Origin of the sequence: Streptomyces rubradiris (genome assembly GCF_016860525.1) — a bacterium.
Lineage (GTDB): Bacteria > Actinomycetota > Actinomycetes > Streptomycetales > Streptomycetaceae > Streptomyces > Streptomyces rubradiris.
Genome location: NZ_BNEA01000007.1, coordinates 337,893 through 360,604 on the forward strand (window position 1 = coordinate 337,893; position 22,712 = coordinate 360,604).

The following is a 22,712-nucleotide window of genomic DNA, read 5'->3' on the forward strand; positions in this document are numbered from 1 at the left end:
CGGGGCGCGGGGCGGGTATCCCCTTCACGCCCGCGTCTGTCCCCGGCCACCCCGTGCGGAAGGAGCATCCGTGCGCCGAGCAGCGGCCTTCTTCGACGTCGACGGTACCGTCACCAACGTCACCTGCATGTTCCGCTTCCTGGAGTACCGCCTGGCCGCCGAGGGGCACCCGCCGTCGGTGTACCGGCACGAACGGCAGCGGCTGAAGGCCATGACGGCCGCCGGGGTGCCGCGTACGGAGACCAACCGCGCCTCTTTCGCCTCCTACGCCGGTGCCGACGTCCGCGCGGTCGCCCGCCTCGCCGAGGACTGGTTCCGGGCCGAACTGCGCTCCGGGCCGTTCTTCAACGAGCACGTGGTGGACGCGCTGCGCCGGCACCAGCGCGAGGGTCACCTGGTGGTCCTGGTGTCGGGCTCGTTCCGCGCCTGCCTGGCCCCCGTCGCCCGCCACCTCGGCGCCGACATCGTCGTGTGCTCGGAGCCCGAGACCGCGGACGGCAGGTACACCGGGCGGGTGACCGCCCCGATGATCGGTGTGGCCAAGGCCGAGGCGGTCCGCGCCCTCGCCGCCCGCGGCGCCCTCGACCTGGCCGCCTCCACGGCCTACGGCGACCACGTCTCCGACCTGCCGCTGCTGCGCCTGACCGGTCGGGCGGTCGTCGTGGGCGACGACCCGGTGATGCGGGAACTGGCCCGCCTGAACGGCTGGCCGCGGTGGCCCCGCACACCGGCGGACCCCGGCGTGCCTACAGCGGCGCCGCCGCCTGGGTCAGGAGTTTGTCGTAGATCTCCGGGCGGTCCTCGTCGATGACGGGATGGCCGACGCCGGAACCGCCGCCCACCCAGTGGGCCGTGATGCCCGGGGGGCGCTGTCCGTGCCGTCGTGGAGGAACAGGTGCGGGCTGCAGCCGGCCCGGCCGTCGCGGGCCGACTCGTACTGGGCATGATGGCCTGCCGGGCGGTGCCGCTGTCGAACGCCGCGGCCGGCGCCGTCACGTCCACCGCGCCGGTCTCCGCGGCGACGTCGAGGATGACGTGGCGCTGGGAGATGCACCGGTTCTCGGCCCAGAAGGCCCGGCGCAGGGCGCGGTCCAGCTGCTCGCCGGCGTGCCGGCCCTGCGCCTTGGCCGCGTGCACCGCCTCCAGCGCGGGCAGCGTGGTCACCGGGCAGGCCCAGTCCGGCCCCTGCCACAGCCGCCGGCCGGCCCCGGGCTCCAGCGCGCCCGGCACGGAGATCTCCGCATCCACTCCGGGGCGGGCGTTGACCTCCCGGTTGAACAGCTCCAGCGGGAAGGCCCCGCAGATCGGACCGGAGCCGTCCCTCCGGGCCGAGGCGGCGCCGGGTCTCGTACAGCCGGCGCACGGCGGCGTGGGCGAAGGAGCACTTGAGGTCGGTGTAGACGGCGATGGTGTCGGGTGCGGCGGGCAGCCGGGGATCGGACGGCCCGTCCGTACCGGTGGTCGTTGGGGTCATGGAGTCTCCTCGACGCGGATCAGCCCCCACCAGCCCTCGCTGAGGCCCCAGTGGACGGGGAGGCGCGGGGGGCGAGCGGGGCCTGCGCATGCGGGAAGTCGCCGAGCGTGTGGTCCTCAGCCGGAACCGGGTCAGCCGGCTGGTGGACGAGATGGCCCGGCTCGGCCTGGTGAACGAGCGGCCCGATCCCACGCACGAGCGGCTGACCCGGGCGCTGATCACCGAGGAAGCCCTGGCCGCTGCGTGAGACGACGCCGGTCCACCTGCGGGACATCCGGGAGCACTTCGCCCGGCATCCGAGCGACGACGAGGCCGACGTGATCGCGAAGGCGCTGCTGCGCGTGGCCCGGGCGCACACCGACATCAGCGTGTCCTGACAGGGCGTGGCGGCGGTCAGCGCGGCAGTACCCAGGCCGGTGTCCAGGTCCCGGCGGCGTCGTGGCCGGCCGCTCGGGCGGCGAGGTGGGCGCGGAGCGTGTCCAGCGCCGGGTGGGGGTTGTCACGGTGCCAGAGCAGGGAGTGCGGGTAGACGGGCGTCGGGTCGGTCACCGGGATGCGGCGCAGTCCGTGGCCGGCGGGCCAGACGAGGCGTGTGTGCGCTCCCATGAAGGTGGCCAGGGCCGGCGTGTCGGCGACGGTGTCGAGAAGCGCGTCGGAGCCGAAGTTGGGGCCGGTCGCCTCGATGGTGAGCCCGAACTCGGCCACGAGATCGTCGTAATAGGCGGCCCACTCGGTGCCGGGGACGACGCCGGGCATCCAGATGCGGTGCCCGGCGAGCCGTTCGAGGGGCACGGACCGGGCGCCCGCCAGGGCGTGAGCGGGGCCGGTGAGGAGCTGGAGCGGCTCGTCGAGCACCCGCACGGACTCGATGTCCCCGGGAAGGGGCCGGCCGGGCGCGGCCACGGCGCGGAAGGAGGCGTCGATCTCGCCGTTCCGGAGAGCGGTGACGGCCGCCTCGATGTCGAACAGCCACACGACGTCGAGCTCGGTCCCGGGGTGCGCGCGGTGGAAGTCGCGCATCAGGCCGGACGGCGCGGAGCGTGAGGCGATCACGTCGACGCGCAGCGGACGGCGGCCGGTGCGCACGGAGGTGACCGCGCGCTCGGCGATGCGCAGCAGCTCGCGCGCGTGGGGCAGGAAGGCCTGGCCGTCGATGGTGAGTCCGGCGCCGCGCGGGGTGCGGGTGAACAGCCGCACCCCGAGGTCGCGCTCCAGCGCGGCGATGCGCTTGGAGACGGCCTGCTGGGTGAGCGACAGCTCGGCGGCGGCCCCCTGGAACTGCCCCGCGTCGGCGGCGGCGACGAAGGTCCGGACGGTTTCGAGGTCCATGCCGACACCCTATGACCACAACCGTTGGTTGTGGTGCTGGGGCGTCCCGGTTGTTTGATCCCCGGGCATCGTCCCCGGTTTGATGCTTCGGGTCGTGGGGCGGTTGTACGGACGTGAGGGGACGCGGGTATGGAGAGCGGGCGCCGGCCGGGTCAGGTGCTCGGCCCTCGGCTGGGGAGGCGGTTCGGATGGCTCTGGGCGGCGTACGGGACCAGTGCGCTCGGCACCTGGCTCGCCTTCGGGGCGTTCCCGCTGATCGCCGTCCAGGTGCTGGACGCGGGCCCGGCCGAGGTCGCCGCGCTGTCCTCCGTGGGGGCCGCGGTGGGTGCGGCCGTGGCGGTGCCGCTCGGTCCGTGGGTGGAGTTCCGCCGCAAGCGGCCGGTGCTGATCGGGATGGACCTGGCTCGGTGCGCGGCACTGCTGACGGTCCCGGTGGCGTACGCGTTCGGTGCCCTCACCTTCCCGCAGCTCCTGCTGGTCTCGGTCGTCGTCGCGGCGGCCGACATCACCTTCCGCACCGCCTCCGGCGCGTACCTGAAGACACTGCTGCCCGGCGAGGACCTGCTCGTCGCCAACGCCCGGTTCGAGTCCACGACCTGGACGACCACGATCGTCGGACCGCCGCTGGGCGGCGCGGCGATCGGGTTCCTCGGGCCGGTGGCGACGGTGCTGGCCGACGCGGTCAGTTATCTGCTCTCGGCGCTCGGCATCCGCGCGATGGGCGGACCCGAGCCGCGGCCGGAGCGCCGGCGGGCCGCGCGTCTGCGGGCCGGGGATCTGCGCGACGGCTGGCGGTACATCCTCGACGACGCGGCGCTGCGCCCCCTGTTCTTCAACACCGTCTTGTTCAACGGACTGGTGATGGCCGTGGAGCCGCTGCTGGCCGTGCTGATGCTCGGCCGGTTCGGGTTCGCGCCGTGGCAGTACGGCCTCGCCTTCGCCGTGCCCTCCCTCGCCGGGCTGGCCGGCTCGCGGCTGGCCCGGCCGCTCGTCACCCGGTTCGGGCGGCACCGGGTCCTGGTGGTGTCCGGTGCGCTGCGCGCGCTGTGGCCCGTCGGCCTGGCCTTCGTGGGGCCCGGCGCCGGAGGGCTGCTGCTGGTGATGGGCGTGGAGCTGGGGCTCATCTTCTGCTGCGCGGTGTTCAACCCCGTCTACGCCACCTACCGCCTGGAGCGCACCGCGCCCGACCGGGTCGCCCGCACGCTGTCCGCCTGGACCGTGACGACCAGGTCCTCGACCGCGCTGCTGACCGCCGTCTGGGGCGTGCTGGGCGGCCTGCTCGGCCCGCGTACGGCCATCGGCCTGGCCGGCGTGCTGGTCCTGACGACCCCGCTGCTCCTCCCCCGCCGTACGGTGACGCCCCTCTCCGCGCCGGACCCGGCGCCGAGCCGCACCTGACCCGCCGGTCTTCGGGCCGCCGGGCACCCTCGGCGTGCCGGACGCGGCCGGCGTCGCCGTCCGGGGCGTCGAGCACCGCCGGTCTCGCTAGAGTGCGAGGGTCATGGGTGGGAAACGGGACGGCCTGCGGGAGCTCTCCCGCCGCGCGGTGCGGAACGAGATCGCCGACGCCGCCACCGCGCTGTTCCTGGAGCGCGGCTTCGAGGCGACGACCGTCGACGACATCGCGGCGGCCGTGGGGATGTCCCAGCGCAGTGTCTTCCGCTATTTCGCCACCAAGGAGGAGATCGTCCTCGGACACTTCGGTCTCGTCGTGGACGACATGCTCGCCGCCCTGCGCGCTCGCCCGGCCGACGAGCCGGTGTGGACCTCCCTGCGCCGCGTGCTGGACGTGCTGGTGGCCCGCCCGGGGCCGCCGGGGCACCAGCACGCGGCGGCACCGGTCCTCCGGATGGTCTTCGACACCCCCGTGCTGCTCGCCGGCTATCTCCAGAAGCTGCAACAGGCGCAGGAGGCCGTCGTCACCGGGCTGGGCGAGCGGGCCGCCTCGATCGGTGCCCCCTACGCGCCCGACGACCCGGCACCCCGGGCCCTGACGGCAGCGGCGTTCGGTTGCCTGGTCGCCGCCCAGCACTCCTGGTTCGCCTCGGCCGGCAAGGGCTCCTTCGCCGACGCACTGGACCGGGCCATGGCGACGGTGGGACCCCGTGCCTGAGGGGCCTACCAGGCAACCCCGGCGGCACCGTGGTGAGTCGCTCGTGTCGACGGCCCTGTCCCGGCGGTCCGCGGAAGCGGCAAGGTCGGCTCCCCCGGGGCCGGGATACGGTTGACGGCCGGTAGGTAACTTCTGGCTGTCCGCCCTCATAGACAACTGCATCGGGAGTCTTTCTTCATGTCGCCTGGCCACACGTCGGACACCGCTCTCCCGTCTTCTCCGCCCGGGGCAGCACGTGCGGCGCCAACGGCCTCGATCCGCACGGCTGTCGTGTGGCTGCTGCCGATGCTGTGGACGTGCGTCTTCGGCCTGTGGGGGTTGTCGCGGCAGGACAGTGTGTGGCGGGACGAGGCCGCGACCTGGCAGGTGGCTCAGCGCTCGACGGCGGAGATATGGCACCTGTTGGCGAACGTCGACGTGGTCCATGGCCTCTACTACCTGCTGATGCACGTGCTGTTCACGTGTTTCGGGCCCGGCACCACGACCCTGCGGCTGCCATCGGTGCTGGCCACAGCGGTCGCGGCGGCTTGCGTGGCCGTCATCGGCCGCCGAGTGGCGGGTAGCTGGGCGGGCCTGGCCGCCGGCTTGGCGTTCGGGCTGCTGCCGGCCGTGCAGTTCCATCTCCAGGAGGGCCGGTCGTACGCGCTGGTGGCGGCCGGTGCGGCAATCTCCACCCTGTTCCTCACCACCGTCCTCCAGCGACCCGCCCGGACGCGCCATTGGGCTGCCTACAGCACCACTGTCCTCCTCACCGGCCTGCTGCACTGGCTCTCGCTCATGATCCTCGCGGCGCACCTGGCCACCTTGCTCTGGACCCGGGCCGGACGCGCGGTGCTGGCTCGCTGGGCGGCGGCGGCCGGGTGCGCCGTAGCGGGAGTGCTGCCGCTGATCGTCTTCAGCCGGGGCCAGTCCGTGCAAGTGGCGTGGATTCCGCCGTTGACCTGGCACATGCTGATCGGCCCAGCGGTCCTGCTGGCGATCGGCGGCACCTGCGCGCTGCCGGACCGGCCACGGGCAGGCCGTCTGTCGGCGGCGACCGTAGGTTTGCCGCTGCTCGCGGTGCCCCAACTCGGCCTGATCGCCCTGTCCTTGCTCCAGCCGGTCTTCCTGGACCGCTACGTCCTCTACAGCATGCTGGGGCTGGCCCTCCTGATCGGTGCTGCCGTCGGCGCGGCGGTACGGGCCGCCAGGCCCCGCTTCCCGACGGCGTCGAGGTGGATCCTCCCCGTCACGCTCGCCGTGGCCATGTCGGCCCTGCTGCCGCAGTCACTGGCCACACGGTCCCCGGCCAGCAGGGTGGACGACGTCCTGGCCATCGCCTCGGACATACGGCACCTGAAGCGGCCCGGGAACGCGGTGCTCTTCGTACCCCCACTCCGCAGGGACGTCAAGTCCCTCACCCCGGACGCCTTCGCCGGCCTGCGGGACATAGCCCTGGCGGTGCCCCCGGAGAAGTCCGGCACTCTGAGAGGCGTCGAGACGGCACCGGATCGCATACGCGCCGCGCTCCTTGCCGAGCAGCGGGTCCTGCTGGTGACGGACGCGTCCCCGGGGGCCCGCCCGGCGAGAGGCGCCCGGGACCGGATGAAGACCGCTGTCCTGCACAGGTACTTCGTCCCGGTGGCCGACGAGCAGACCCGTGGCCGCAGGGTCATAGTGTACGAACGCCGGTCAACGCCTCGCTGACAACCCGTGGTTCCGCGCCACCTGTTCACTGAGGGCACGGATGAACGTCGTCACGTGCGGGCGGTCACCGCGGTGGCCGATCGCGACGACGCCGATGTGCCGGGTCGGAGCCGGTGCCTCGACCGGGACGATGCACACACCGGGCACGGCGGGGACGAGCGCGATGGAAGGGATCAGGGAGATTCCCATGCCCGCGGCGACGAGCGAGCAGGCGAAGAAGTAGTCGGTGGTGGTGCCGCGTACGTCCGGCTCGAAGCCGGCGCGCTCGGCGTAACGGCGTAGGTACGCCTCGGTCTTGAGGCATCCCAGCACCCAGGGCTCGGCTGCCAGTTCGGTGATGTCGAGCGACTCGCGGCCGGCGAGCCGGTGTTCCTCCGGCACAACGACGTGCAGGGGGTCTTCCATGAGGGCGGTCCACCGCGGACCGGGACGCGGGCCGAGGGGCAGCGGGCCGTCGAAGTGGTAGGCGAGAGCGAGGTCGACGGCGCCTTGGCGGACAAGGGGCAGGGTGTGCTCGGGCTCGCCCTCCCGGACATGGAGCAGGGTGCCGGGGTGGGCCGCCATGAACCGGGGGAGGGCGCCGGGCAGCAGGTGCCTGCCGCCGCTGGTGAAGGTCGCGACGGTGAACTGCACGCGCCCGGTGCTGAGTTGCTCGACCCGCTGCTGGGCCTGTGCGAGCTCGGCCACGACGGACTCGGCGGCCCCCACCATGATCTGGCCGGCCTGGGTGAGGGTGACTCCGCGCGTGCTGCGGGTCACGACCGGCGTGCCGAGGCTGCGTTCCAGCACCGCCACGTGCTGGGAGACGGCAGAGGGGGTGAGGCGGAGCGCCGCGGCGGCCCTGCTGAAGCTCCCGTGGTCCGCCACCGCTCGCAGCACACGGAGCCGCTGCACATCGATCAACAGTTTTCCTTGGGGCGTTTCCAGTAAGTGGCCACTTCTGCTGTTGACGATAGGTGTGCAGGCTGGGGACATGCAAAGGATCTGTGTCATCGGCGGTCCCCGGTGACGGCGAAGGCGCCACTACGCCATGAGCAACGTCCTTGCGGAAAAACCGGGTTACTTCTTCCGCGGCGCCGCCGACCAGTTGCCTGCCGCCGCTGCCCGAACCCTCGTCTCATCCCCCGCCGCTCGAAGGGACACCAACCACCGTGCAGTACCGCACCATCGGAGACGCCACCGTCAGCGCCATCGGCCTCGGTGCCATGCCGCTGTCCATCGAGAACCGCCCGGACGAGCGGCGGGCCGTCGCCACCGTGCACGCCGCCCTCGACGCCGGCGTCACGCTGATCGACACCGCCGACAGCTATCACTGGCACGCCGGCGAGGCCGGCCACAACGAGCTGCTGATCGCCCGCGCCCTGGCCCGCTACGGCGGGGACACCTCCGACGTCCTGATCGCCACCAAGGGCGGTCGCGGCCGGCCCGGTGACGGCAGCTGGACGGTCACCGGCACCCCGGAACACCTGAAGCGCGCCGCCGAAGCGTCCGTCAAGCGGCTGGGCGTCGAGGCGATCGGCCTGTACCAGTTGCACAAGCCCGACCCGGCCGTGCCCTGGGCGGAGTCCGTCGGAGCCCTGCGCGAACTCCTCGACGCGGGCACGATCCGCGCCGCCGGCATCTCCAACGTCACCACCGCCCAGATCCGCGAGGCACACGCGATCCTCGGCGACGGACTGGTCTCCGTGCAGAACCAGTACTCGCCCGCGGTCCGCGACAGCGAGCCCCAGCTGCGGCTCAGCGCCGAGCTGGGCCTGGCGTTCCTGCCCTGGAGCCCCCTCGGCGGCATCTCCCGCAGCTCCCTCGACGGCCCCTCCGGCCCGACCTCCCACGACACCGCCTTCCACCGCGTCGCGGCCGGGCACGGGGTCAGTCCACAGCGGGTCGCCCTGGCCTGGCTGCTCTCCCGCTCCCCGGCCGTGATCCCGCTGCCGGGGGCCGGCCGCCCGGCCTCCATCACCGACTCGGCGCAGGCCACGGAGATCAGGCTGAGCGAGGCGGAACTGGCATGGCTGGAGAGCGAAATGCCGTCCTGAACGCGCTTGGGCGCTCCAGCCGTCAGCTGTTGTCAGTTCCGTCCGGGAGCCCCAAGGTGACGGTGAGGGTGCCCGGGGAGAAGCCGTCGAAGGAGTGCTCCCAGCTCGCTTCGGGCCAGTGGTAGGTCACACGGCCCTCCTCGGGACGGTACTCGGCCGTGTACACCGTGCCCAGCCACTCGTCGTACGCGCCTTGGTACAGCGGCGGTCGTAGCATCGCCGCGACATCGATGCCCGTCGCCCGTACGGCGGCCAGCCGCGCCTGTGTGCGGGTGACTCGTTCCTGTTCGTCCGGCACCGGCAGGTGCTGGTGGTTGGCCGCGCAGGAGTCCGGCGTCTCTGTCAGCGGGATGTCGGGTCCGACGTGGACCGTCACGGTCCGGCCCGGGTCGACGAGGGTGACGTTCTGCGGAATCGCGATGGGTATGGTGCGCAGGCTGTCCAGCGCGTCATCGACGGTCCGGCAGGTCTCCAGCAGATAGCGCAGCACTATGGGGAGAGCGAATCCCGGCCCGTGGACGTACCTCCCGCCGAAGGTGAGCGACACCGCGAGGCCCGCGTCGTTCATGCCGTCCAGCAGCCCCCACCCGGCCTCCTGCATACCGATCACAGGACGCAGGAAGCGGGAGGAGACGATGGTTCCTTCGCAGTGTTCGGGAGCGAAGTCGTAGTTCCTGAGCAGGGTGCCCTCGCGGCCGATCTGGGTGCAGCCGGAGAAGAACGGCCGCACCTCTGCCATCGTGAGAAGAGTTCTGGCTTGCGGTGAGGGCAGTTGGCCGGCGAGCCGGTCGAGTGCCGGGACCAGTTCGGGCATGTGCTCCTCGAAGAGCCGCCGGGCACGGGCCGCACCCTCGGGAGTCCGTCCCTGCTCGGTCAGCCAGTCCGGCGCGCCCACCATGGCCGGCCGGACGCGTTCGGCCCATCGCCCGTCACCACCGTCACCGATCTCGATGGCATGGAATGTCTTGATGTACTGAGTCATGAGGCAGCACTCAACTCCATTTCCAGCCCTTGCTTCAATGGCCGCACGCTTCGTCAGTGGATCAGCGCACAGGGGCGGGTCGGCTACGGCAGACCGTTCGCGCCGCGTCCGGTCATGCGCCTGCGGAACAGCACGGCCGCGTCCAGCAGGCACAGCGCGGACACCAGGGCGGTGAAGAGCTGCACGGCCGTCAGCAGACCGGTGGTCGTGGCCAGGAGGCCGACGCCGATGACGGGGACGCCCACACCGAGGTAGACGACGACGTAGAAGCTGGAGAGCACGTCCGCGTGCCTGCCCTGGGGGGCGGCCCGGTTGATCTTGGTGATGCCGCCGAGGAAGGCCAGTCCCTGGCCGGCGCCGCCGACGACGGTGGCCGCCAGGAGCAGCGGGAGGGAGGAGAGGCCGCCGGCCACGGCGAGCAGCACCAGGCCGGCGGCCAGTACGACCAGGCCGGTGATCTGGACGCCGGGTGCCCGGCGCCCCGCTGCCGCGATCTGGGCGAGTACGGAGCAGGCGAGCATCAGCGTGACGGCACCGCCGGCCAGGGCCAGGTTGTCGCTGCCGGAGAGTTTCGTGACGTAGGTCGGCACCAGGCTCAGGAAGAGCCCGATCACGGAGAAGGCGAGGAAGCACGCCGTGCCGCTGGAGAGGAACAGCCCGCGCATCGCGGCCGGGACGGTGGGGCGGCGGGGGCGCCAGCGGGTCGTGGGCCGGGTGGTGGGAAGGGTGGCCATGGCGATGGCCGCGGGGACCAGCAGCACGATCTCCAGGGCGTAGGGCAGGACGTAGGGCCAGGGGGCGTACTCGGCGAGCAGGCCCGCGATCAGGGGGCCCGCCCCCAGCCCGCCGACGGAGGCGACCGTCGACACCAGCGCGGCCCGGCCCCGGTCGCCACGGGGTTCCAGCTCGGTCAGTGCCGCGGTGAGCGCGCCGGAGGCGGCACCCACGGCGAGGCCCTGGAGCAGGCGGGCGGCGAAGAGCCAGCCGACGTCGTCGGCGAGCGCGAAGGCGAGCGAGCCGAGGGCGGCCAGTACCACGGCCGGCAGGAGTACGGCGCGGCGCCCCACGGAGTCGGACAGCGGGCCGGCGATCAGTAAGGAGGGGATCAGCGAGGCGACGTACACCGCGAAGATCAGCGTGACCACGAGCGGGGAGAAGCCGAACTCGCGCTCGTAGCCGCGGTACAGAGGGGTGGGCAGGTTGGTGCCGGTCAGCAGGCAGAGGAGCGTGTAGGCGGTGGCCCAGAATCGGGCCGGGCTGCGCGGGACGGTCTTGGGTTCGGTGGAGGCCGTCAGGCCGTGCGTGGTCATCTCGTGGTCCTCGGGTCGGTGTCGCGGGGGTGCGTCGTCGCGGCGCTTCGGCCGGACGTGTGTGACCGGCGGTCAGTCAAACAAATGACCGACGGTCAGTCAATGGAAGGGAAGCGACCGGCGGTCAGATATATTGGGCAGCCCCTACAGGGCGCCACGACACCGCGTGAACGGAGGTGGGCATGCCGGCGACGACGCGGAGGAAGCGGGTCACCAAGAGCCCCGACGACCGCAGGGACGACATCCTGCGCGCAGGGCAACGCGTGTTCGGCACAACAGGCTTCGAACGCGCCACCATCTCCGAACTCGCGGACGCGGCCGAGATCGGCAAGGGCACCTTCTACCTGTACTTCGAGTCCAAGGACCACCTGCTCGGCGCGCTGTGGGAGCGCTATGTCGACGCCATCGTCTCCACCGCGCAGGAGATCCTGGACGAGAGCGACGGCTGGTGGCCCACCATCGACCGGGTGATGGGCGCCCTCGTCCGGCACGCCATCGCGAACGCCGAACTGCACCGGATCGTCTACGGTTCGGCCAACGCCAAGGCCCTGGAGCTGTGCCGGCAGGCCAACCAGCGGGTCATCGACCTGATGTGCGCGTTCGTCGAAGAGGGCACGGACGCCGGCGCGTTCCGGGCCGGCGACACCCGCGTGGCGTTCCGCATGGCCTACCACGCGTCCGACGGCCTGCTGGACGACCTCATCGGCCAGGGGGACGAGAGGGCCGACATCGACGAGCGCCGCGTGACCGCCATGGTCCTCGAACTGGTACACCGCGCCCTGGGCGACCACACGTACGCGCCCGCTCTGACGCACGGCTGAACTCGCCTGCCACAACCGCTGATCGACACCACCGCTGCCGCTCAGCGGGGGGACAGAGGCGCCGCTACGGGCTGGTCGGGCAGGTCCGGGCCACGGCGCTGCGGCTGTTGCCCGGTGTGCGCTGTCGACGGCATGTGCTGCGTCGGTACTCGCTGACGTGGCGCAGGCCCGGCTGCGGAGGGCCCTGAGGGTCGGGTCAGGTCACGTCGTCGTCCGTGCTGCCGAAGCGGTGGGCCGTGCAGAGGAGGGCGGTGATCGCGGTCAGCAGGAGGACGCCCGCCTCCAGGGCCGGCGGTGGCTGCCAGGTGCCCCAGTGGACGCCGGCCGCAGTGGTGGGGCCGGCGGTGCGGCGCAGGAGGTCGGTGGCGTAGGCGAGCGGGTTGAGGGCGGCCGCGGTGGACACCCAGGAGGGCAGGGTGGACAGGGGAACGAGGGCACCCGATCCGAAGAGCAGGGGGGCGCTGGTCAGTGCCAGGAGCGTGCTGAAGGTCTCGGGCCCCCGGGTGTGTACGGCCGGTACGAGGGCGAGCGCGGTCACCGTGAAGGAGGCCAGGGCCAGTTCCGCGAGGAGGCCGGCGAGCAGCAGGGGCCGGTAGGGCAGTCCGCCGGCCGGTGCCAGGGCGAGCAGGACGGCGCCCTGGGCCGTGGCCGTGGCGCAGCCGCCGAGGCAGATCCCGCACAGCAGGCTCGACCGGCGGGCGGGGGTCACCAGCAGCTCGCGGACGTTGCCGTTGTACCGGTCGGTGATCAGGCGGATGCCCACGCTGACGGCCGGCGCCTGGATGGCCATGAGCAGGATGCCGGGGTAGAGGAAGGCGCGGTACTGGCCGCCGACGGCGCTGTCGGGGACGAGCGCGGACAGGCCGCCGCCGAAGGCGAGCAGGAACAGCAGGGGCTGCAGGAGCATCAGCACGGTGTTCGTCGGGTTGGCGACCAGCCGTAGCCAGTCGCGTGTGATGAGCGCGCGGACGGCGCGCAGTTCCTGACGCACGCCGCCCTCCCCGGCGTGCCCCGCCCTGGACGGGACGCGTGCCGTCGTCACGGGGTGCCGCTCTCGGGGTCGAAGGGGCGGCCGGTGTGGTGGAAGAAGACGTCGTCCAGGGTCGGCACGGTGGCGGTGGCCGTATGGATGTGGATGCCGTGTGCGCCGAGGGTGGCGCACAGCCTGGGCAGCCACTCGGCGCTGTCGGTCACCGGCACGGTGACCTCCTCGCAGCCGTCGAAGGCGGTGCGGCCGTGGTCGGTTCTGAGCAGGGCGGCGGCCCGCCGGTTGTCGCTGGTGCGCAACCGTACGGTCTCCTGGCCGAGGGCGGATTTCAGGCCGGCGGGCGTGCCGTGGGCGACGATGCGGCCGTGGTCGATGATGGCGAGCCGGTCGCAGTACTCGGCCTCTTCCAGGTAGTGCGTGGTGACGAAGACGGTGATGCGTTCGTCCTCCCGCAGACGGCGCAGGTGTTGCCACAGGCGGGCACGGGCGGGCGGGTCGAGTCCGGCGGTCGGTTCGTCCAGGAAGAGCACGCGGGGTTCGTGCAGCAGGGCGCGGGCGATGTCGAGGCGGCGGCGCATGCCGCCGGAGAGGGTGCGTACGCGTGCGTGCCGGTGTTCGGCGAGCCGGGCGGCGCTCAGCACCTGGCCGGTGCGGGAGCGGGCGTCGGAGCGGGACAGACCGTGCAGGCGCGCGTGCAGTTGCAGGCTCTGGGCGCAGGTCAGGTCGCGCTCCAGGGCGCTGTGCTGGAAGAGGACGCCGACGCGGCGGCGCACCAGGTGCGATTCGGTGAGCACGTTCGCCCCGGCGACCCAGGCCTCCCCCGCGCTGGGCCTCTTCAGCGCGCACAGCATGGACACGGTGGTGGACTTCCCCGCGCCGTTGGGGCCGAGGAAGGCGAACATCTCGCCGGTCGCGACGGTCAGGTCCACGCCCCGTACGGCGTCCTGGCCGCCGGGATAGGTCTTGGCCAGTCCCCGGGTGTGGACCGCGTACGGCAGGGCGCGGCGGGTTCCCCGGGCGGCGGTGGTGTCCGTGGTGGGGCTCGGGCGTCCGGTCATGAGCGGTTCCCGGTGAGCGGCAGGGGCGGGACGGTGATGACGGGCGTGTAGCCGCGTTCGTGTGCCGGTTCGCCCACGGGCTCGGAGCCGACGGCGACCCAGGCGTGGGCACGGAAGGGTTCGGTGCGCACGCCGGTGCACCAGGTGGGCCAGGCCCCCCACGCCCGGCACAACAGGGCGGTGGCCAGGGAGCGTTGCAGACAGCTGCGGTCGGCGGCGCAGCGCGGGCTGACGGTGATGACGGCCTGCCGGGCCGCGGCGGCCTGCTGCCGGGTGGCGGGGACGGCTCCGCGGCGCAGCAGGTGCAGGACGGCGCGGATGCGGCGCGGTCCGGCGCCGGCCAGCGGACGGGCGGCGGCCACGGCCAGCAGGGCGAGCAGACGGCGCGGCCGTGGGACGACGGCCGGTTGGGGTGCTCCGACGGGGTCGGTCATGGTGATGGCTCCTGGTGCGGTGGCGAAGGTGTCTGTCTCAGGCGTCCTCCGGGCTCCCGGACCCGCTCCGGGCTCCCGGTGGCCGGGGAACGGATGATGCCGGGCGGCTCAGTCACGCAGCAGTCCGGCCCGCCGCAGGGCTTCCACGAGGCGCGCGACGTCCTCCGCGGCGCGCGCGACGGCCTGCGGATAGCGTTCCGCCAGGGCCGCGGCGGCGTCCCCGGTGCTGGCGCCCCGCAGCAGCAGGCGGAGGACGAACGCACCCGTGGGGTTCAACTGCCGGTAGGTGCCGGTGCGTTCGTCCAGCAGGACCATGGCCCCGCCGTCGGTGTCGACCGCGGTCACGTACGCGGCCAGGGACAGGGATACGGACATCAACGCGCTCCTTCCATCGCCGTACCCCTTGTTCACCGTGCTCGCGCGGCCGGCGGGTACGGCACCGGGGCCGGGCCGTCGTCGTCCAGCGCACGGAGCCACACCTCGCAGCCCAACGTGTGGAGCAGCGGGTCGAGTTCGGCGGCGGCGGCATGGTGGTGCAGGGCGCGGCGCAGCCGTTCGGCGTCGACCAGTCCGGCTTCGGCCAGCAGCGAGTCCTCGGTCAGGGCCAGCAGCTCCCCGCGGTGGCGGCGCAGCCCGTGGTAGAAGTCGGCGTCGTACGGGCCCTTGCCCGGGCGGGCCAGGAGGTGCGCGGGCACGATGCCGGACAGGGCGGCGCCCAGCAGCGGTTTGTACGCACCGGGCCGTACGGCTTCCAGCGGGCGGACCGACAGGGCGGCGGTGACGACCGCGTCGTCGGTGTAGGGCAGGGCCAGATCCGGGCCGGCCAGCGTCTGGTTCAGTACGCGGATCGTGTTGCCGCCCTCCCGGACCTGTTGCAGCGCGCAGTGCACGGACCGCTGGGGCGCGAGCGGTTCGGGGCTGTCGGCCGCCGCGGTGCGCAACGCGTCCGTCATCATCGCCACCGCCTCGGGGGTGGCCCAGCCCGGTGCGCGGGGTTCGGGCTGCCAGCCGAGCATGCTCGTGAGGCCCGTCGGCGGCGCGAGCGCCACGTGTCCGGCGGCGTCCAGCAGCCACCGCCGGTAGGAGGTCCGTCCGAGGACGCCGCGGGCCACCGAGAGGTGGCCGACGCGCCACTGGTGGCGTTGCCGGCTCAGCAGCTGCCACGCCCGCCACGGCCGGGTGGCGGCCAGGTCCTGGAGGTGGCAGGGGAACGGCGTGAACATCTCGTCGCCGCCACCACCGCTCAGATGGAGCCGGGAGCCGTGCTCCCCGACCCGCCGCAGCAGGTCGGTCTGTTTGGCGAAGTCCCGTACCCAGGCGCAGGGTTCCTCGCCGGGCAGCCGTAACCCGCCGACGCCGGCGAACCAGTCGGGTGACTCCTCGCCGGACAGTACCAGGTGGGTGGCCGACGGCAGCGCCTCGCGGGCGCGCGCGGCCCAGAGGGCGTCGTCGTTGTCCGGGTCCCGTCCCTCCCAGTGCACGGTGACCAGCCGGTCCGCTTCCCGGGCGGCCAGGAAGCACAGGCTCGTCGAGTCCAGCCCTCCGGAGAGATCGGCGCTGACCGTGCCGCCACCGGCCGTACAGGTGCCGACCGCGTCCGTCAGGGCCGTACGCACCTCGGCCGCGGCCTCCGTCAGGGACAGGTGCGGTTCGGGGGGACTCCACCAGCGGGCCCGGGGCCCGCGGCGCCCGTCGCGCTCCCACACCAACGCCTCCTGCGGGGGTACGGCGCGCACGTCGCGCCAGTAGGTGCGCTCGGCCAGGACCGTGGAGGCCACCGGCGGGTGGAGAAGCCGCACGGCGAGCGCCCCGAGGTCGGGGTCCGCGCCCGACAGGGCGGCCAGCACATCGGCACGGCCGGCCGCCACCGGTACGCCGTCGATGTGCGCGGTGAAGACACGGCGTACGGCTGATGCCGTACCGCGTGCCCACACGCGTCCGCCCACCGAGGCCAGCACATGGAAGCTGCCCGCCAGGCCCGTCACGGCCCGTTCCGCCTCCGCGGGCCGGCGCACCCGCTCGATCCGCCGCCGTAGCGTCCCGGCCTGCGCGGTGCTCCGGCCCAGTAGCACGATCCTTGCCTCGCCCGCCCGCGCCGACACCTCCTGCCGGGCGTCCCAACGGCCCACCAGCCAGGGCCGTCCGGAGGCGTGCGGCACCCGGCGCACGCCCTCCCGGCACAGCCGCTCCGCGACAGCGGCGGCGGCCGGTGAGTCCGGCAGCATCACCCACCAGTCGTCCACGGCACTCCTTCCCCTCACTGACAGGTCGGGCGGCCCCGCGCCCGGTGGGCGCGCGCGTCGCGCGTGCCCACCGGGTTCACAGCACCGGGCTCACTGGCCGTACGGGAAACGCCAGTACGGCGGCAGCCCTCCGTCGTAGCGGTTGCCCCACGGCCAGCCGAGGGTGACCTCGGCGAAGTCTCCGGCCTCGCTCAGCATCGGCGCCTCGTAGACCTCTTCGCGGTTCTCCATATCTGTCACCTCCTTCCGTGTCCTTTGAGTCCGAAGGGGTGTGGGCCGGCGCCCCGTCCGCCGGCATGCGGGGTCCGGTCCCGCAACGGTGATGACCGAACCGGCGTGGGATAACCGGCTGAACCGTATAAACACACCGCACGAATGAAGGTGCAGCACAACCCTGACAAAACCGCACCACTCACCACGGAAAGTGACTACGTCTCGCCATTCGTGTGCCCGCGCACATCACCGGCCGCCCCGCACCACGCGCGCGGGAGAGTTTCCGCGCATGCCATGGGGGCCCTGCGGACCGTTCCGCAGGGCCCCCGCTCCGCCTCTCAACCCTTCAGGAGCGCGGCCACCAGGCGCGTCATGGCGGGCCGTGGGTCACGGATGCCCGGCCGACTCGCCCTCAGGAGGTCGCGGGCCCGCCCGGTTCAGGCCGGCTGCAGCAGCAGGCCGCAGATGTCCTTCGGGAGCTGGTCCAGTGCCGACTCCAGCGTGCCGGGCGAGACGTGGTCGCGTACCACGGTGGTGACGGCGGCGGCCATCTTCGGCACGTCCTCGGCGTCGACCTTGGCTTCCTGGACGAAGCGGTTCACGTAGCCGTCGATGTCGTACTTGATGGGAACGGAACTCGGGGTCCAGCCGTCGTAGTAGGCGCCGCGCAGCAGTTCGGGGAGCTGTGCGGCGAGATGGGCCGACGTGTCGACGGTGAGCCGGTCCCGGAGGGTGTGCAGCCAGGTGCGCAGGACCCGGTGGGCGAGATGGCGGTCGTCCGTTCCCAGGGCTTCCGCGACCGCCTTGAGCCAGATGTTCGCACTGTGGATGGCGTGCTCGAAGTCTGATGAGCGGGTGGTGGGCATCGTCTTACCTTCCAATCCGTGCGCCTTGGCATGGAGGGGCGCGTCGGCATGGAGGGGCGGGGAGGGGACCGTGCGGCCGGATCGGTCGGCGTGCGGCCGGATCGGGGGGCGTGCCGCCGGATCGGGGGCGTGCCGGACCCGCCGGGTGCGGCACGCTCCTCGTCTCAGCGCTTTTCCGGGCGGGCGACGCCGATGGTGAGGCCCATGGCCGCCAGGCCGAGCGCCATGGTGATGACGCCGGTCAGGACGTTGTTCCAGATGACACCGGCCCGTGCGCCGTGCGTGGCGGTGACCACCCAGGGCGAGATCAGGAGCCAGACGCCCAGGGGTACCAGCGCCCAGGCCAGACGGAACATCCGCTCCGGCACGAGGGCCAGGCCGAGACCGATCAGGCCGATGGTGATGCCGACGATCAGGTTGTTGGCGGTGATGTTCCGCAGGCCCGCGAAGTGGACGGCCCACGGCGAGATCGCGACGTACAGACCGGTCAGGAGGATCAGCCCTTCGAGGGCGATCGCCCTGCCGGTGGAGGCGGTGCGTTCGAGCCGCTCCCGCATCTCCGCCATCTCGGGGTGTCCGGTCATGCCGGTGGAGTATTGCGGATACGACATGGGCGTCGTCTCCTCTCCAGCATTGAGGCTTATGTTCTTTTTATCCGAATTCCCCCACTTGAGTGAGCGAAGCAACACCCACGGACCCAGCACTGTGATTCACATCACACCCTCCTGTGCGCACCCGCCCCCCGGACACCGTGAGCACCACGGTGACCTCGGGTTTCAGCGCGTGGGGCGGCGGGGACCCGGTGGTGCACCCCGTGGAAGGGAGGCGAGCCGTGCCCGACACCGAACAGGCCCGCATTCGGGCGGCGGCCCTGCCGCTGACCGATCCGGGCTCCCTGGACCCCCTGCTGGACCGCATCGGCGACGCCCGCTACGTCCTGCTGGGCGAGGCGTCCCACGGCACCGCCGACTACTACCGGCTCCGTGACGCACTGACCCGTCGGCTGATCGAGGAGAAGGGGTTCTCCTTCGTCGCGGTGGAGGGCGACTGGCCCGACTGCCACGCCGTGCACTGCTCGGTGGTCGCGTCCCCGGGCGCGCCCGAGGACCCCGGAGAGGTGCTGGCGGGCTTCAGCCGCTGGCCGACGTGGATGTGGGGCAACGCCGAGGTCGCGGCCTTCGCCCGGTGGCTGCGCCGGCACAACCAGGGGCTGCCCACTGAGCGGCGCGTCGGTTTCTTCGGGCTGGACGTCTACAGCCTGTGGGAGTCGCTGCACGCCGTCCTCGCCCATCTCCGCGAGCACGACCCCGAGCGGGTGCGGCCCGCTCTGGACGCGTACCGCTGCTTCGAGCCGTACGCCGAGGACCCGCAGGAGTATGCGCTGGCCACACGGTATGTCCCCCAAGGGTGTGAGCGGGAGGTGATCTCCCTGCTCACGGAGGCACGGCACAGCGCCGCGCGGACGGCCTCCCTGGACGGTTCGCTCACTGAGTTCGCCGCCCGGCAGAACGCCGAGGTGCTGGCCGGTGCCGAGCGCTACTACCGGGCCATGCTGGACAGCGGCCCGGACTCCTGGAACATCCGCGACCGGCACATGGTCGACACGCTGGACCGGCTGATGGAGCACTACGGCCCCGGCGCCAAGGCTGTGGTGTGGGAACACAACACCCACGTCGGGGACGCCCGCGCCACGGACATGGCCGACATCGGCGAGATCAACGTCGGTCAGCTGGTCCGCGAACGGCACATGGGCGCGGGCGTGGCGCTGGTCGGCTTCGGCTCGTACACCGGCACGGTGATCGCCGCGGACGCCTGGGGCGGCGTGCCCCGGGTCATGGAGGTGCCGCCCGCGCACACCGGCAGCCTGGAGGACCTGCTGCACACGGCGCTGCCGGGCGAGCGGGCCCTCTTCGTCTTCCCCCCTGTGCAGTTCCAGCGGCCGCCGGCCACCGGCCGGCGCGCGTGGTACCACGAGGAGCGCGGCCACCGGGCCATCGGGGTGGTCTACCAGCCGCGGTACGAACGCGTGGGCAACTACGTTCCCACCGTCCTGGCCGAGCGCTACGACGCCTTCTGCTATCTCGACCACACCCGGGCCGTCACCCCGTTGCGCCCGACGGCCGCGGCCAGCCCTGAGGTGGAGACCTGGCCCGCCGGGGTGTGAGGCCGACGGGGCCTGGAGACGACGCTGTCGTCTCGCGCCGGGTCTCGTGCCGGCCGTCTCCCAGGCGTGCCGAAGGAACCAGTGCGAGGAGGGCACAGTGAAGCTGGTGGATTTTCTGGCGCAGGTCCGCGATCGAGGCGAGTACCGCAGCCAGGAGGAGGCCGAGCACATCAGTACGTCGGTGCTGCGGGTGCTCGCCACGCGGATCTCGCCGGAGGAGGCGGACGACCTGGCGGCACGGCTGCCCGCGCCGCTGGACGACGTCCTGCACGTCCACCCGGAACGGCCGGAGGCCCTCGGGCGTGAGGAATTCCTGCGGCGCGTGGCCGAGCAGACCGGCGCCCGGCCCCGGACCGCCGAGTGGGACGCCGGCGCCGTCCTGTCCACCGTCGCGGACGCCGTGCCGGGCGCGGAGGTCGACCACCTGCTGTCACAGTTGCCGGCCGGCTACGCGGACCTGTTCGGCAGGCCGGGCCCGGCCTGACCGCGTGCGAGGTCTCACCGGCTCCGGCCGGGGCCGGCGGAATTACCATGTTGACGGGCCCTGTTTCCCACTTCCGTGACAGTCCCAGCCCCCGGTATACATCTGCACACCACGGGAAATCCTCCCGTCCACGGGTGGACGCCATGAAAATCGAACTCATTCAACGGGCCGCCAACGTGCTGTTCGACGTCCCGGACGACATGCACGAAGAGATCATCATGCTCATCACGGCCGTCTCCGAGGACCGGCGGGCCCAGGTCCCGGATCTCGCCGCGGCCTTCGGTGAATGGTGCTGGCTGGTGTACACCGTCCACGACGACGTGGTCGAGGTACTGGATGTCGGCTGCGCCGGGTGACCGCGGCCGGCCGCCGGCCGGCTGGAAGGTCTGGCGCGCGCGAGCCGGGAGATTGCCCAGGAGACCGGCGCGCGCCAGCACGTCCATGATCAGTGGGGCTCCGCCGGTCCCGGTGCCGGGGGCGAATCCGCACCGGGTGGGGCGGGGTGTCCGTGGCCGCCCCGCCGAGTGTCCCGTCCGCCGCCGCGCCGGTGTGCGGGGCGGGATTGCACGATCTCTCCCCACGTATGCCTGAGTCGTATGGTCGCGGGCGGCGCCGGTCACCGGGGTGATGCCCGCCGGCAGCACGGGTTCCCCTTCCGCGGACGGTGGTTCCACGCAAGAGGAGGACCGTCCGGCACGACGTGTCGGCCCCCGTGGGACATCCACGGGGGCCGAGGCAGGCCCGTCACATGGTCGTGCAGGCAGCGCCGTTGAGGGTGAACGCGGTGGGCGAGGTGTTGGTGGTCGACCTGCCGCCGGTGAAACCGACCGTGACCGAGCCGCCCCCGGGGACCGTCGACGTGTACGAGGCCGCGGCGACCGTCACCGAGGCGCCGTTCTGGGTCGGGGTGCCGCCCCACATGTTGCTGATGCTCTGGCCGTCGGGGAAGCTGAAGCCCAGCGTCCAGCCGTTGATGGCGGCGGTGCCGGTGTTGCCGATGGTGATCTCGCCCTGGAAGCCGCCGGGCCATTCACCGGTGACGCGATAGCGCACGGAGCAGCCGGCGCCGGGGGTTCCGGTGCCCTTCTCCGTCCTGACGGTGACCGCCGCGGACCGGGCTGAGCGGTTGCCGGCGGCGTCCTTGGCGTACACCGCGAACGTGTACGTCGTGTCGGCGGTCAGGGAGGAGACGGTGACCGTGGTGGTCGTGGTGGAGGCGGCCGTGGTCTCCGTGGTGCCGTTGAGGCGGACCACGTCGTAGCCGGTGATGCCAACGTTGTCATCGGCCGCGGGCCAGGTCAGGGTGACCGAGGTGGGCGACACGGCGGAGGCGGTCGGGGTGCCCGGTGCCGTCGGGGCCTGGGTGTCGGGGGCGGTGCCGCCGAAGACCGTGGCCTCGCGCGAGGTCGCGGCGATGCCGTTGGCGCCGTGGAAGATGCGCCGGCCCCAGGAGCTGAGCCGGGCCGGGTCGAAGTCGATCGCGAGGTCGAGCACCGGGTCGGTGTTGCCGCTCCAGGACCAGGCCAGGTAGCCGAGGTCGAGCCGCTCGGCGGTGGCCATCATGGTGTCCTCGTCCGGGTCGCCGTACTGGTCGGCGGGTCCGCCGAACTCACCGATGACGATGGGGAGTTTCGCGGAGACGAAGGCGTTGAGGTAGTCGGTGATCTCCTGCGCGGTGTCGTAGACGCTGTACATGTGGATCGAGAACAGGAGGTTGCCGGTGGTGTCGGCGTCGTAGACCGTGCGGGCGTTGGCGCGCATGACGCCCTGCCAGTCCTGGCCCCAGTTGGGCGCGTCGACCATGATCGTGTGCTGGAAGCCCGCCGCGCGGAGCTTCTTGACCGCGGCGATGGTGGGCTCGGTCCAGCCGGCCGGGTTCGTGTTGCCCCACGGCTCGTTGCCGATGTTGATGACGACGTAGTCCTCTTGACCGGCCAGGACGTCCTTGAGGCTGATCCAGTAGTCGGCGGCGTGGTCGAGCGTGCCGGCGGCGGAGTCCTCGCCGTAGCCGGTGGTGTCGTGCACCTCCAGGACGCAGATCAGGCGGTTGGCCTTGCAGTCCTGGATGACGGTCGCGACGTCCTGCGGGCTGTTGCGGGACCAGCGGTGGCCGTCGGAGAGGACGACGCGCACGGTGTTGGCCCCGAGCGCCTTGACGTCGGCCAGCGACTGGGTCTCGCCCGGGTACCAGTTGTGCGCGTGGTTGACGCCGCGCATCACGAAGTCGTTCCCGTTGCCTTCGAGGAGGCGGCCGTTGCCGATGTGCAGCCCGGTCGCGGCGGCGGCCGGCCGGGAAACGGCGTGGGCGGGGGCCGGGGCGAGGGCGAGCAGGCCCAGCACGGCGACCACGGCGGCCAGCAGTACGGTGACCGGGTTCCTCGGGGTCGTACTTGTCGTTGTTCTCACTGCGGCTCCATGAGTGGGTGAACAAGTCGGCCGAAAACATGTGGGAGCGCTCCCATACAGCCAGTTACCACAGGGCACGTCAAGGGGCTGGACGGAAAGGGGACC

The 22,712-nt window shown here is 72.5% G+C and carries 22 protein-coding genes and 1 pseudogene; 10 read left to right on the forward strand and 13 right to left on the reverse strand.

The genetic code is table 11. The annotated features are described in order from the left end of the window. The first annotated feature begins 70 nt into the window (after positions 1-70). The gene (locus Srubr_RS10810) at positions 71-811 is read left to right on the forward strand and encodes an HAD family hydrolase (RefSeq protein WP_229926501.1); all 741 of its coding nucleotides are present in this window, start codon (positions 71-73) and stop codon (positions 809-811) included. Between the two features lie 742 nt (positions 812-1,553). Next, a pseudogene (locus Srubr_RS10815) lies at positions 1,554-1,721 on the forward strand (MarR family transcriptional regulator); the annotation flags it as partial. A 146-nt stretch (positions 1,722-1,867) separates the two neighbouring features. Here Srubr_RS10815 and Srubr_RS10820 read toward each other — a convergent pair. Further along, positions 1,868-2,803 carry a LysR family transcriptional regulator gene (locus Srubr_RS10820; protein WP_189991061.1) on the reverse strand — a complete coding sequence of 312 codons (936 nt, stop codon included), beginning with the start codon at positions 2,801-2,803 and terminating at the stop codon, positions 1,868-1,870. Positions 2,804-2,932: 129 nt separating this feature from the next. Here Srubr_RS10820 and Srubr_RS10825 point away from each other — a divergent pair, with 129 nt between their 5' ends. The 3 genes from Srubr_RS10825 to Srubr_RS10835 all read left to right on the forward strand — a co-directional run bounded on the left by Srubr_RS10825 (position 2,933) and on the right by Srubr_RS10835 (position 6,602). Further along, complete coding sequence (locus tag Srubr_RS10825) at positions 2,933-4,201, forward strand: MFS transporter (protein WP_189991063.1); 1,269 nt, start codon at positions 2,933-2,935, stop codon at positions 4,199-4,201. Positions 4,202-4,304: 103 nt separating this feature from the next. Beyond that, entirely contained in the window at positions 4,305-4,916 is a 612-nt protein-coding gene (locus Srubr_RS10830) for a TetR family transcriptional regulator (RefSeq protein WP_189991065.1), read from the forward strand. Between the two features lie 285 nt (positions 4,917-5,201). Then, positions 5,202-6,602, forward strand: coding sequence for a glycosyltransferase family 39 protein (locus tag Srubr_RS10835; protein WP_189991067.1), 1,401 nt, complete (start codon positions 5,202-5,204; stop codon positions 6,600-6,602). Here Srubr_RS10835 and Srubr_RS10840 read toward each other — a convergent pair. Continuing rightward, the gene (locus tag Srubr_RS10840; protein ID WP_189991069.1) at positions 6,588-7,505 is read right to left on the reverse strand and encodes a LysR family transcriptional regulator; all 918 of its coding nucleotides are present in this window, start codon (positions 7,503-7,505) and stop codon (positions 6,588-6,590) included. The genes Srubr_RS10835 and Srubr_RS10840 overlap by 15 nt on opposite strands. A gap of 248 nt (positions 7,506-7,753) precedes the next feature. On the opposite strand from Srubr_RS10840, the gene Srubr_RS10845 reads away from it, so the two are divergent. Further along, complete coding sequence (locus tag Srubr_RS10845; protein WP_189991071.1) at positions 7,754-8,638, forward strand: aldo/keto reductase; 885 nt, start codon at positions 7,754-7,756, stop codon at positions 8,636-8,638. A 22-nt stretch (positions 8,639-8,660) separates the two neighbouring features. On the opposite strand, the gene Srubr_RS10850 is transcribed toward Srubr_RS10845, so the two are convergent. Together Srubr_RS10850 and Srubr_RS10855 are read right to left on the reverse strand one after the other, a co-directional pair. Beyond that, positions 8,661-9,620 carry a C45 family autoproteolytic acyltransferase/hydolase gene (locus Srubr_RS10850; RefSeq protein WP_189991073.1) on the reverse strand — a complete coding sequence of 320 codons (960 nt, stop codon included), beginning with the start codon at positions 9,618-9,620 and terminating at the stop codon, positions 8,661-8,663. 83 nt (positions 9,621-9,703) lie between these two features. Beyond that, the gene (locus Srubr_RS10855; RefSeq protein WP_189991075.1) at positions 9,704-10,930 is read right to left on the reverse strand and encodes an MFS transporter; all 1,227 of its coding nucleotides are present in this window, start codon (positions 10,928-10,930) and stop codon (positions 9,704-9,706) included. 182 nt (positions 10,931-11,112) lie between these two features. Here Srubr_RS10855 and Srubr_RS10860 point away from each other — a divergent pair, with 182 nt between their 5' ends. Beyond that, on the forward strand, positions 11,113-11,751 hold the full coding sequence (locus Srubr_RS10860; protein ID WP_189991076.1) for a TetR/AcrR family transcriptional regulator: 639 nt from the start codon (positions 11,113-11,115) through the stop codon (positions 11,749-11,751). 196 nt (positions 11,752-11,947) lie between these two features. Here the strand turns inward: Srubr_RS10860 and Srubr_RS10865 are convergent, their stop codons facing one another. The 8 genes from Srubr_RS10865 to Srubr_RS10900 form a co-directional block, all read right to left on the reverse strand. Continuing rightward, positions 11,948-12,742 carry an ABC transporter permease gene (locus Srubr_RS10865; protein ID WP_189991079.1) on the reverse strand — a complete coding sequence of 265 codons (795 nt, stop codon included), beginning with the start codon at positions 12,740-12,742 and terminating at the stop codon, positions 11,948-11,950. A 47-nt stretch (positions 12,743-12,789) separates the two neighbouring features. Continuing rightward, positions 12,790-13,797, reverse strand: a complete 1,008-nt coding sequence (locus Srubr_RS10870) for an ABC transporter ATP-binding protein (RefSeq protein ID WP_189991081.1) — start codon at positions 13,795-13,797, stop codon at positions 12,790-12,792. After that, positions 13,794-14,231, reverse strand: coding sequence for a lasso peptide biosynthesis B2 protein (locus tag Srubr_RS10875; protein ID WP_189991083.1), 438 nt, complete (start codon positions 14,229-14,231; stop codon positions 13,794-13,796). Before Srubr_RS10875 ends, Srubr_RS10870 begins: the two co-directional genes overlap by 4 nt. A 108-nt stretch (positions 14,232-14,339) precedes the next feature. After that, complete coding sequence (locus tag Srubr_RS10880) at positions 14,340-14,606, reverse strand: lasso peptide biosynthesis PqqD family chaperone (protein WP_189991085.1); 267 nt, start codon at positions 14,604-14,606, stop codon at positions 14,340-14,342. Between the two features lie 32 nt (positions 14,607-14,638). Continuing rightward, positions 14,639-16,474: an asparagine synthase-related protein gene (locus tag Srubr_RS10885; protein ID WP_229926502.1), complete on the reverse strand. Its 1,836-nt coding sequence runs from the start codon at positions 16,472-16,474 to the stop codon at positions 14,639-14,641. A 90-nt stretch (positions 16,475-16,564) separates the two neighbouring features. Then, on the reverse strand, positions 16,565-16,705 hold the full coding sequence (locus Srubr_RS10890; RefSeq protein ID WP_189991087.1) for a keywimysin-related RiPP: 141 nt from the start codon (positions 16,703-16,705) through the stop codon (positions 16,565-16,567). 419 nt (positions 16,706-17,124) lie between these two features. After that, positions 17,125-17,553 carry a DUF2267 domain-containing protein gene (locus Srubr_RS10895; protein WP_189991088.1) on the reverse strand — a complete coding sequence of 143 codons (429 nt, stop codon included), beginning with the start codon at positions 17,551-17,553 and terminating at the stop codon, positions 17,125-17,127. A 164-nt stretch (positions 17,554-17,717) separates the two neighbouring features. Then, positions 17,718-18,164, reverse strand: coding sequence for an SPW repeat protein (locus Srubr_RS10900; RefSeq protein WP_189991090.1), 447 nt, complete (start codon positions 18,162-18,164; stop codon positions 17,718-17,720). Positions 18,165-18,385: 221 nt separating this feature from the next. Here Srubr_RS10900 and Srubr_RS10905 point away from each other — a divergent pair, with 221 nt between their 5' ends. The 3 genes from Srubr_RS10905 (at position 18,386) to Srubr_RS10915 (ending at position 20,557) form a co-directional block, all read left to right on the forward strand. Beyond that, a complete protein-coding gene (locus Srubr_RS10905) occupies positions 18,386-19,717 on the forward strand; it encodes an erythromycin esterase family protein (protein WP_189991092.1) in 1,332 nt (443 codons plus the stop codon). A gap of 97 nt (positions 19,718-19,814) precedes the next feature. After that, entirely contained in the window at positions 19,815-20,201 is a 387-nt protein-coding gene (locus Srubr_RS10910; protein WP_189991094.1) for a DUF2267 domain-containing protein, read from the forward strand. A gap of 143 nt (positions 20,202-20,344) precedes the next feature. Then, on the forward strand, positions 20,345-20,557 hold the full coding sequence (locus tag Srubr_RS10915; RefSeq protein WP_189991095.1) for a hypothetical protein: 213 nt from the start codon (positions 20,345-20,347) through the stop codon (positions 20,555-20,557). Between the two features lie 388 nt (positions 20,558-20,945). Here Srubr_RS10915 and Srubr_RS10920 read toward each other — a convergent pair whose 3' ends face one another. Further along, complete coding sequence (locus Srubr_RS10920) at positions 20,946-22,607, reverse strand: cellulase family glycosylhydrolase (RefSeq protein WP_189991097.1); 1,662 nt, start codon at positions 22,605-22,607, stop codon at positions 20,946-20,948. Positions 22,608-22,712: the final 105 nt, after the last annotated feature.

Coding starts and splice junctions, on each gene's coding strand:
- Srubr_RS10820 (WP_189991061.1), bottom strand. CDS start 2,803: ATGGACCTCGAAACCGTCCGGACCTTCGTCGCCGCCGCCGACGCGGGG.
- Srubr_RS10825 (WP_189991063.1), top strand. CDS start 2,933: ATGGAGAGCGGGCGCCGGCCGGGTCAGGTGCTCGGCCCTCGGCTGGGG.
- Srubr_RS10830 (WP_189991065.1), top strand. CDS start 4,305: ATGGGTGGGAAACGGGACGGCCTGCGGGAGCTCTCCCGCCGCGCGGTG.
- Srubr_RS10835 (WP_189991067.1), top strand. CDS start 5,202: ATGCTGTGGACGTGCGTCTTCGGCCTGTGGGGGTTGTCGCGGCAGGAC.
- Srubr_RS10850 (WP_189991073.1), bottom strand. CDS start 9,620: ATGACTCAGTACATCAAGACATTCCATGCCATCGAGATCGGTGACGGT.
- Srubr_RS10855 (WP_189991075.1), bottom strand. CDS start 10,930: ATGACCACGCACGGCCTGACGGCCTCCACCGAACCCAAGACCGTCCCG.
- Srubr_RS10860 (WP_189991076.1), top strand. CDS start 11,113: ATGCCGGCGACGACGCGGAGGAAGCGGGTCACCAAGAGCCCCGACGAC.
- Srubr_RS10870 (WP_189991081.1), bottom strand. CDS start 13,797: ATGACCGGACGCCCGAGCCCCACCACGGACACCACCGCCGCCCGGGGA.
- Srubr_RS10875 (WP_189991083.1), bottom strand. CDS start 14,231: ATGACCGACCCCGTCGGAGCACCCCAACCGGCCGTCGTCCCACGGCCG.
- Srubr_RS10880 (WP_189991085.1), bottom strand. CDS start 14,606: ATGTCCGTATCCCTGTCCCTGGCCGCGTACGTGACCGCGGTCGACACC.
- Srubr_RS10890 (WP_189991087.1), bottom strand. CDS start 16,705: ATGGAGAACCGCGAAGAGGTCTACGAGGCGCCGATGCTGAGCGAGGCC.
- Srubr_RS10895 (WP_189991088.1), bottom strand. CDS start 17,553: ATGCCCACCACCCGCTCATCAGACTTCGAGCACGCCATCCACAGTGCG.
- Srubr_RS10900 (WP_189991090.1), bottom strand. CDS start 18,164: ATGTCGTATCCGCAATACTCCACCGGCATGACCGGACACCCCGAGATG.
- Srubr_RS10915 (WP_189991095.1), top strand. CDS start 20,345: ATGAAAATCGAACTCATTCAACGGGCCGCCAACGTGCTGTTCGACGTC.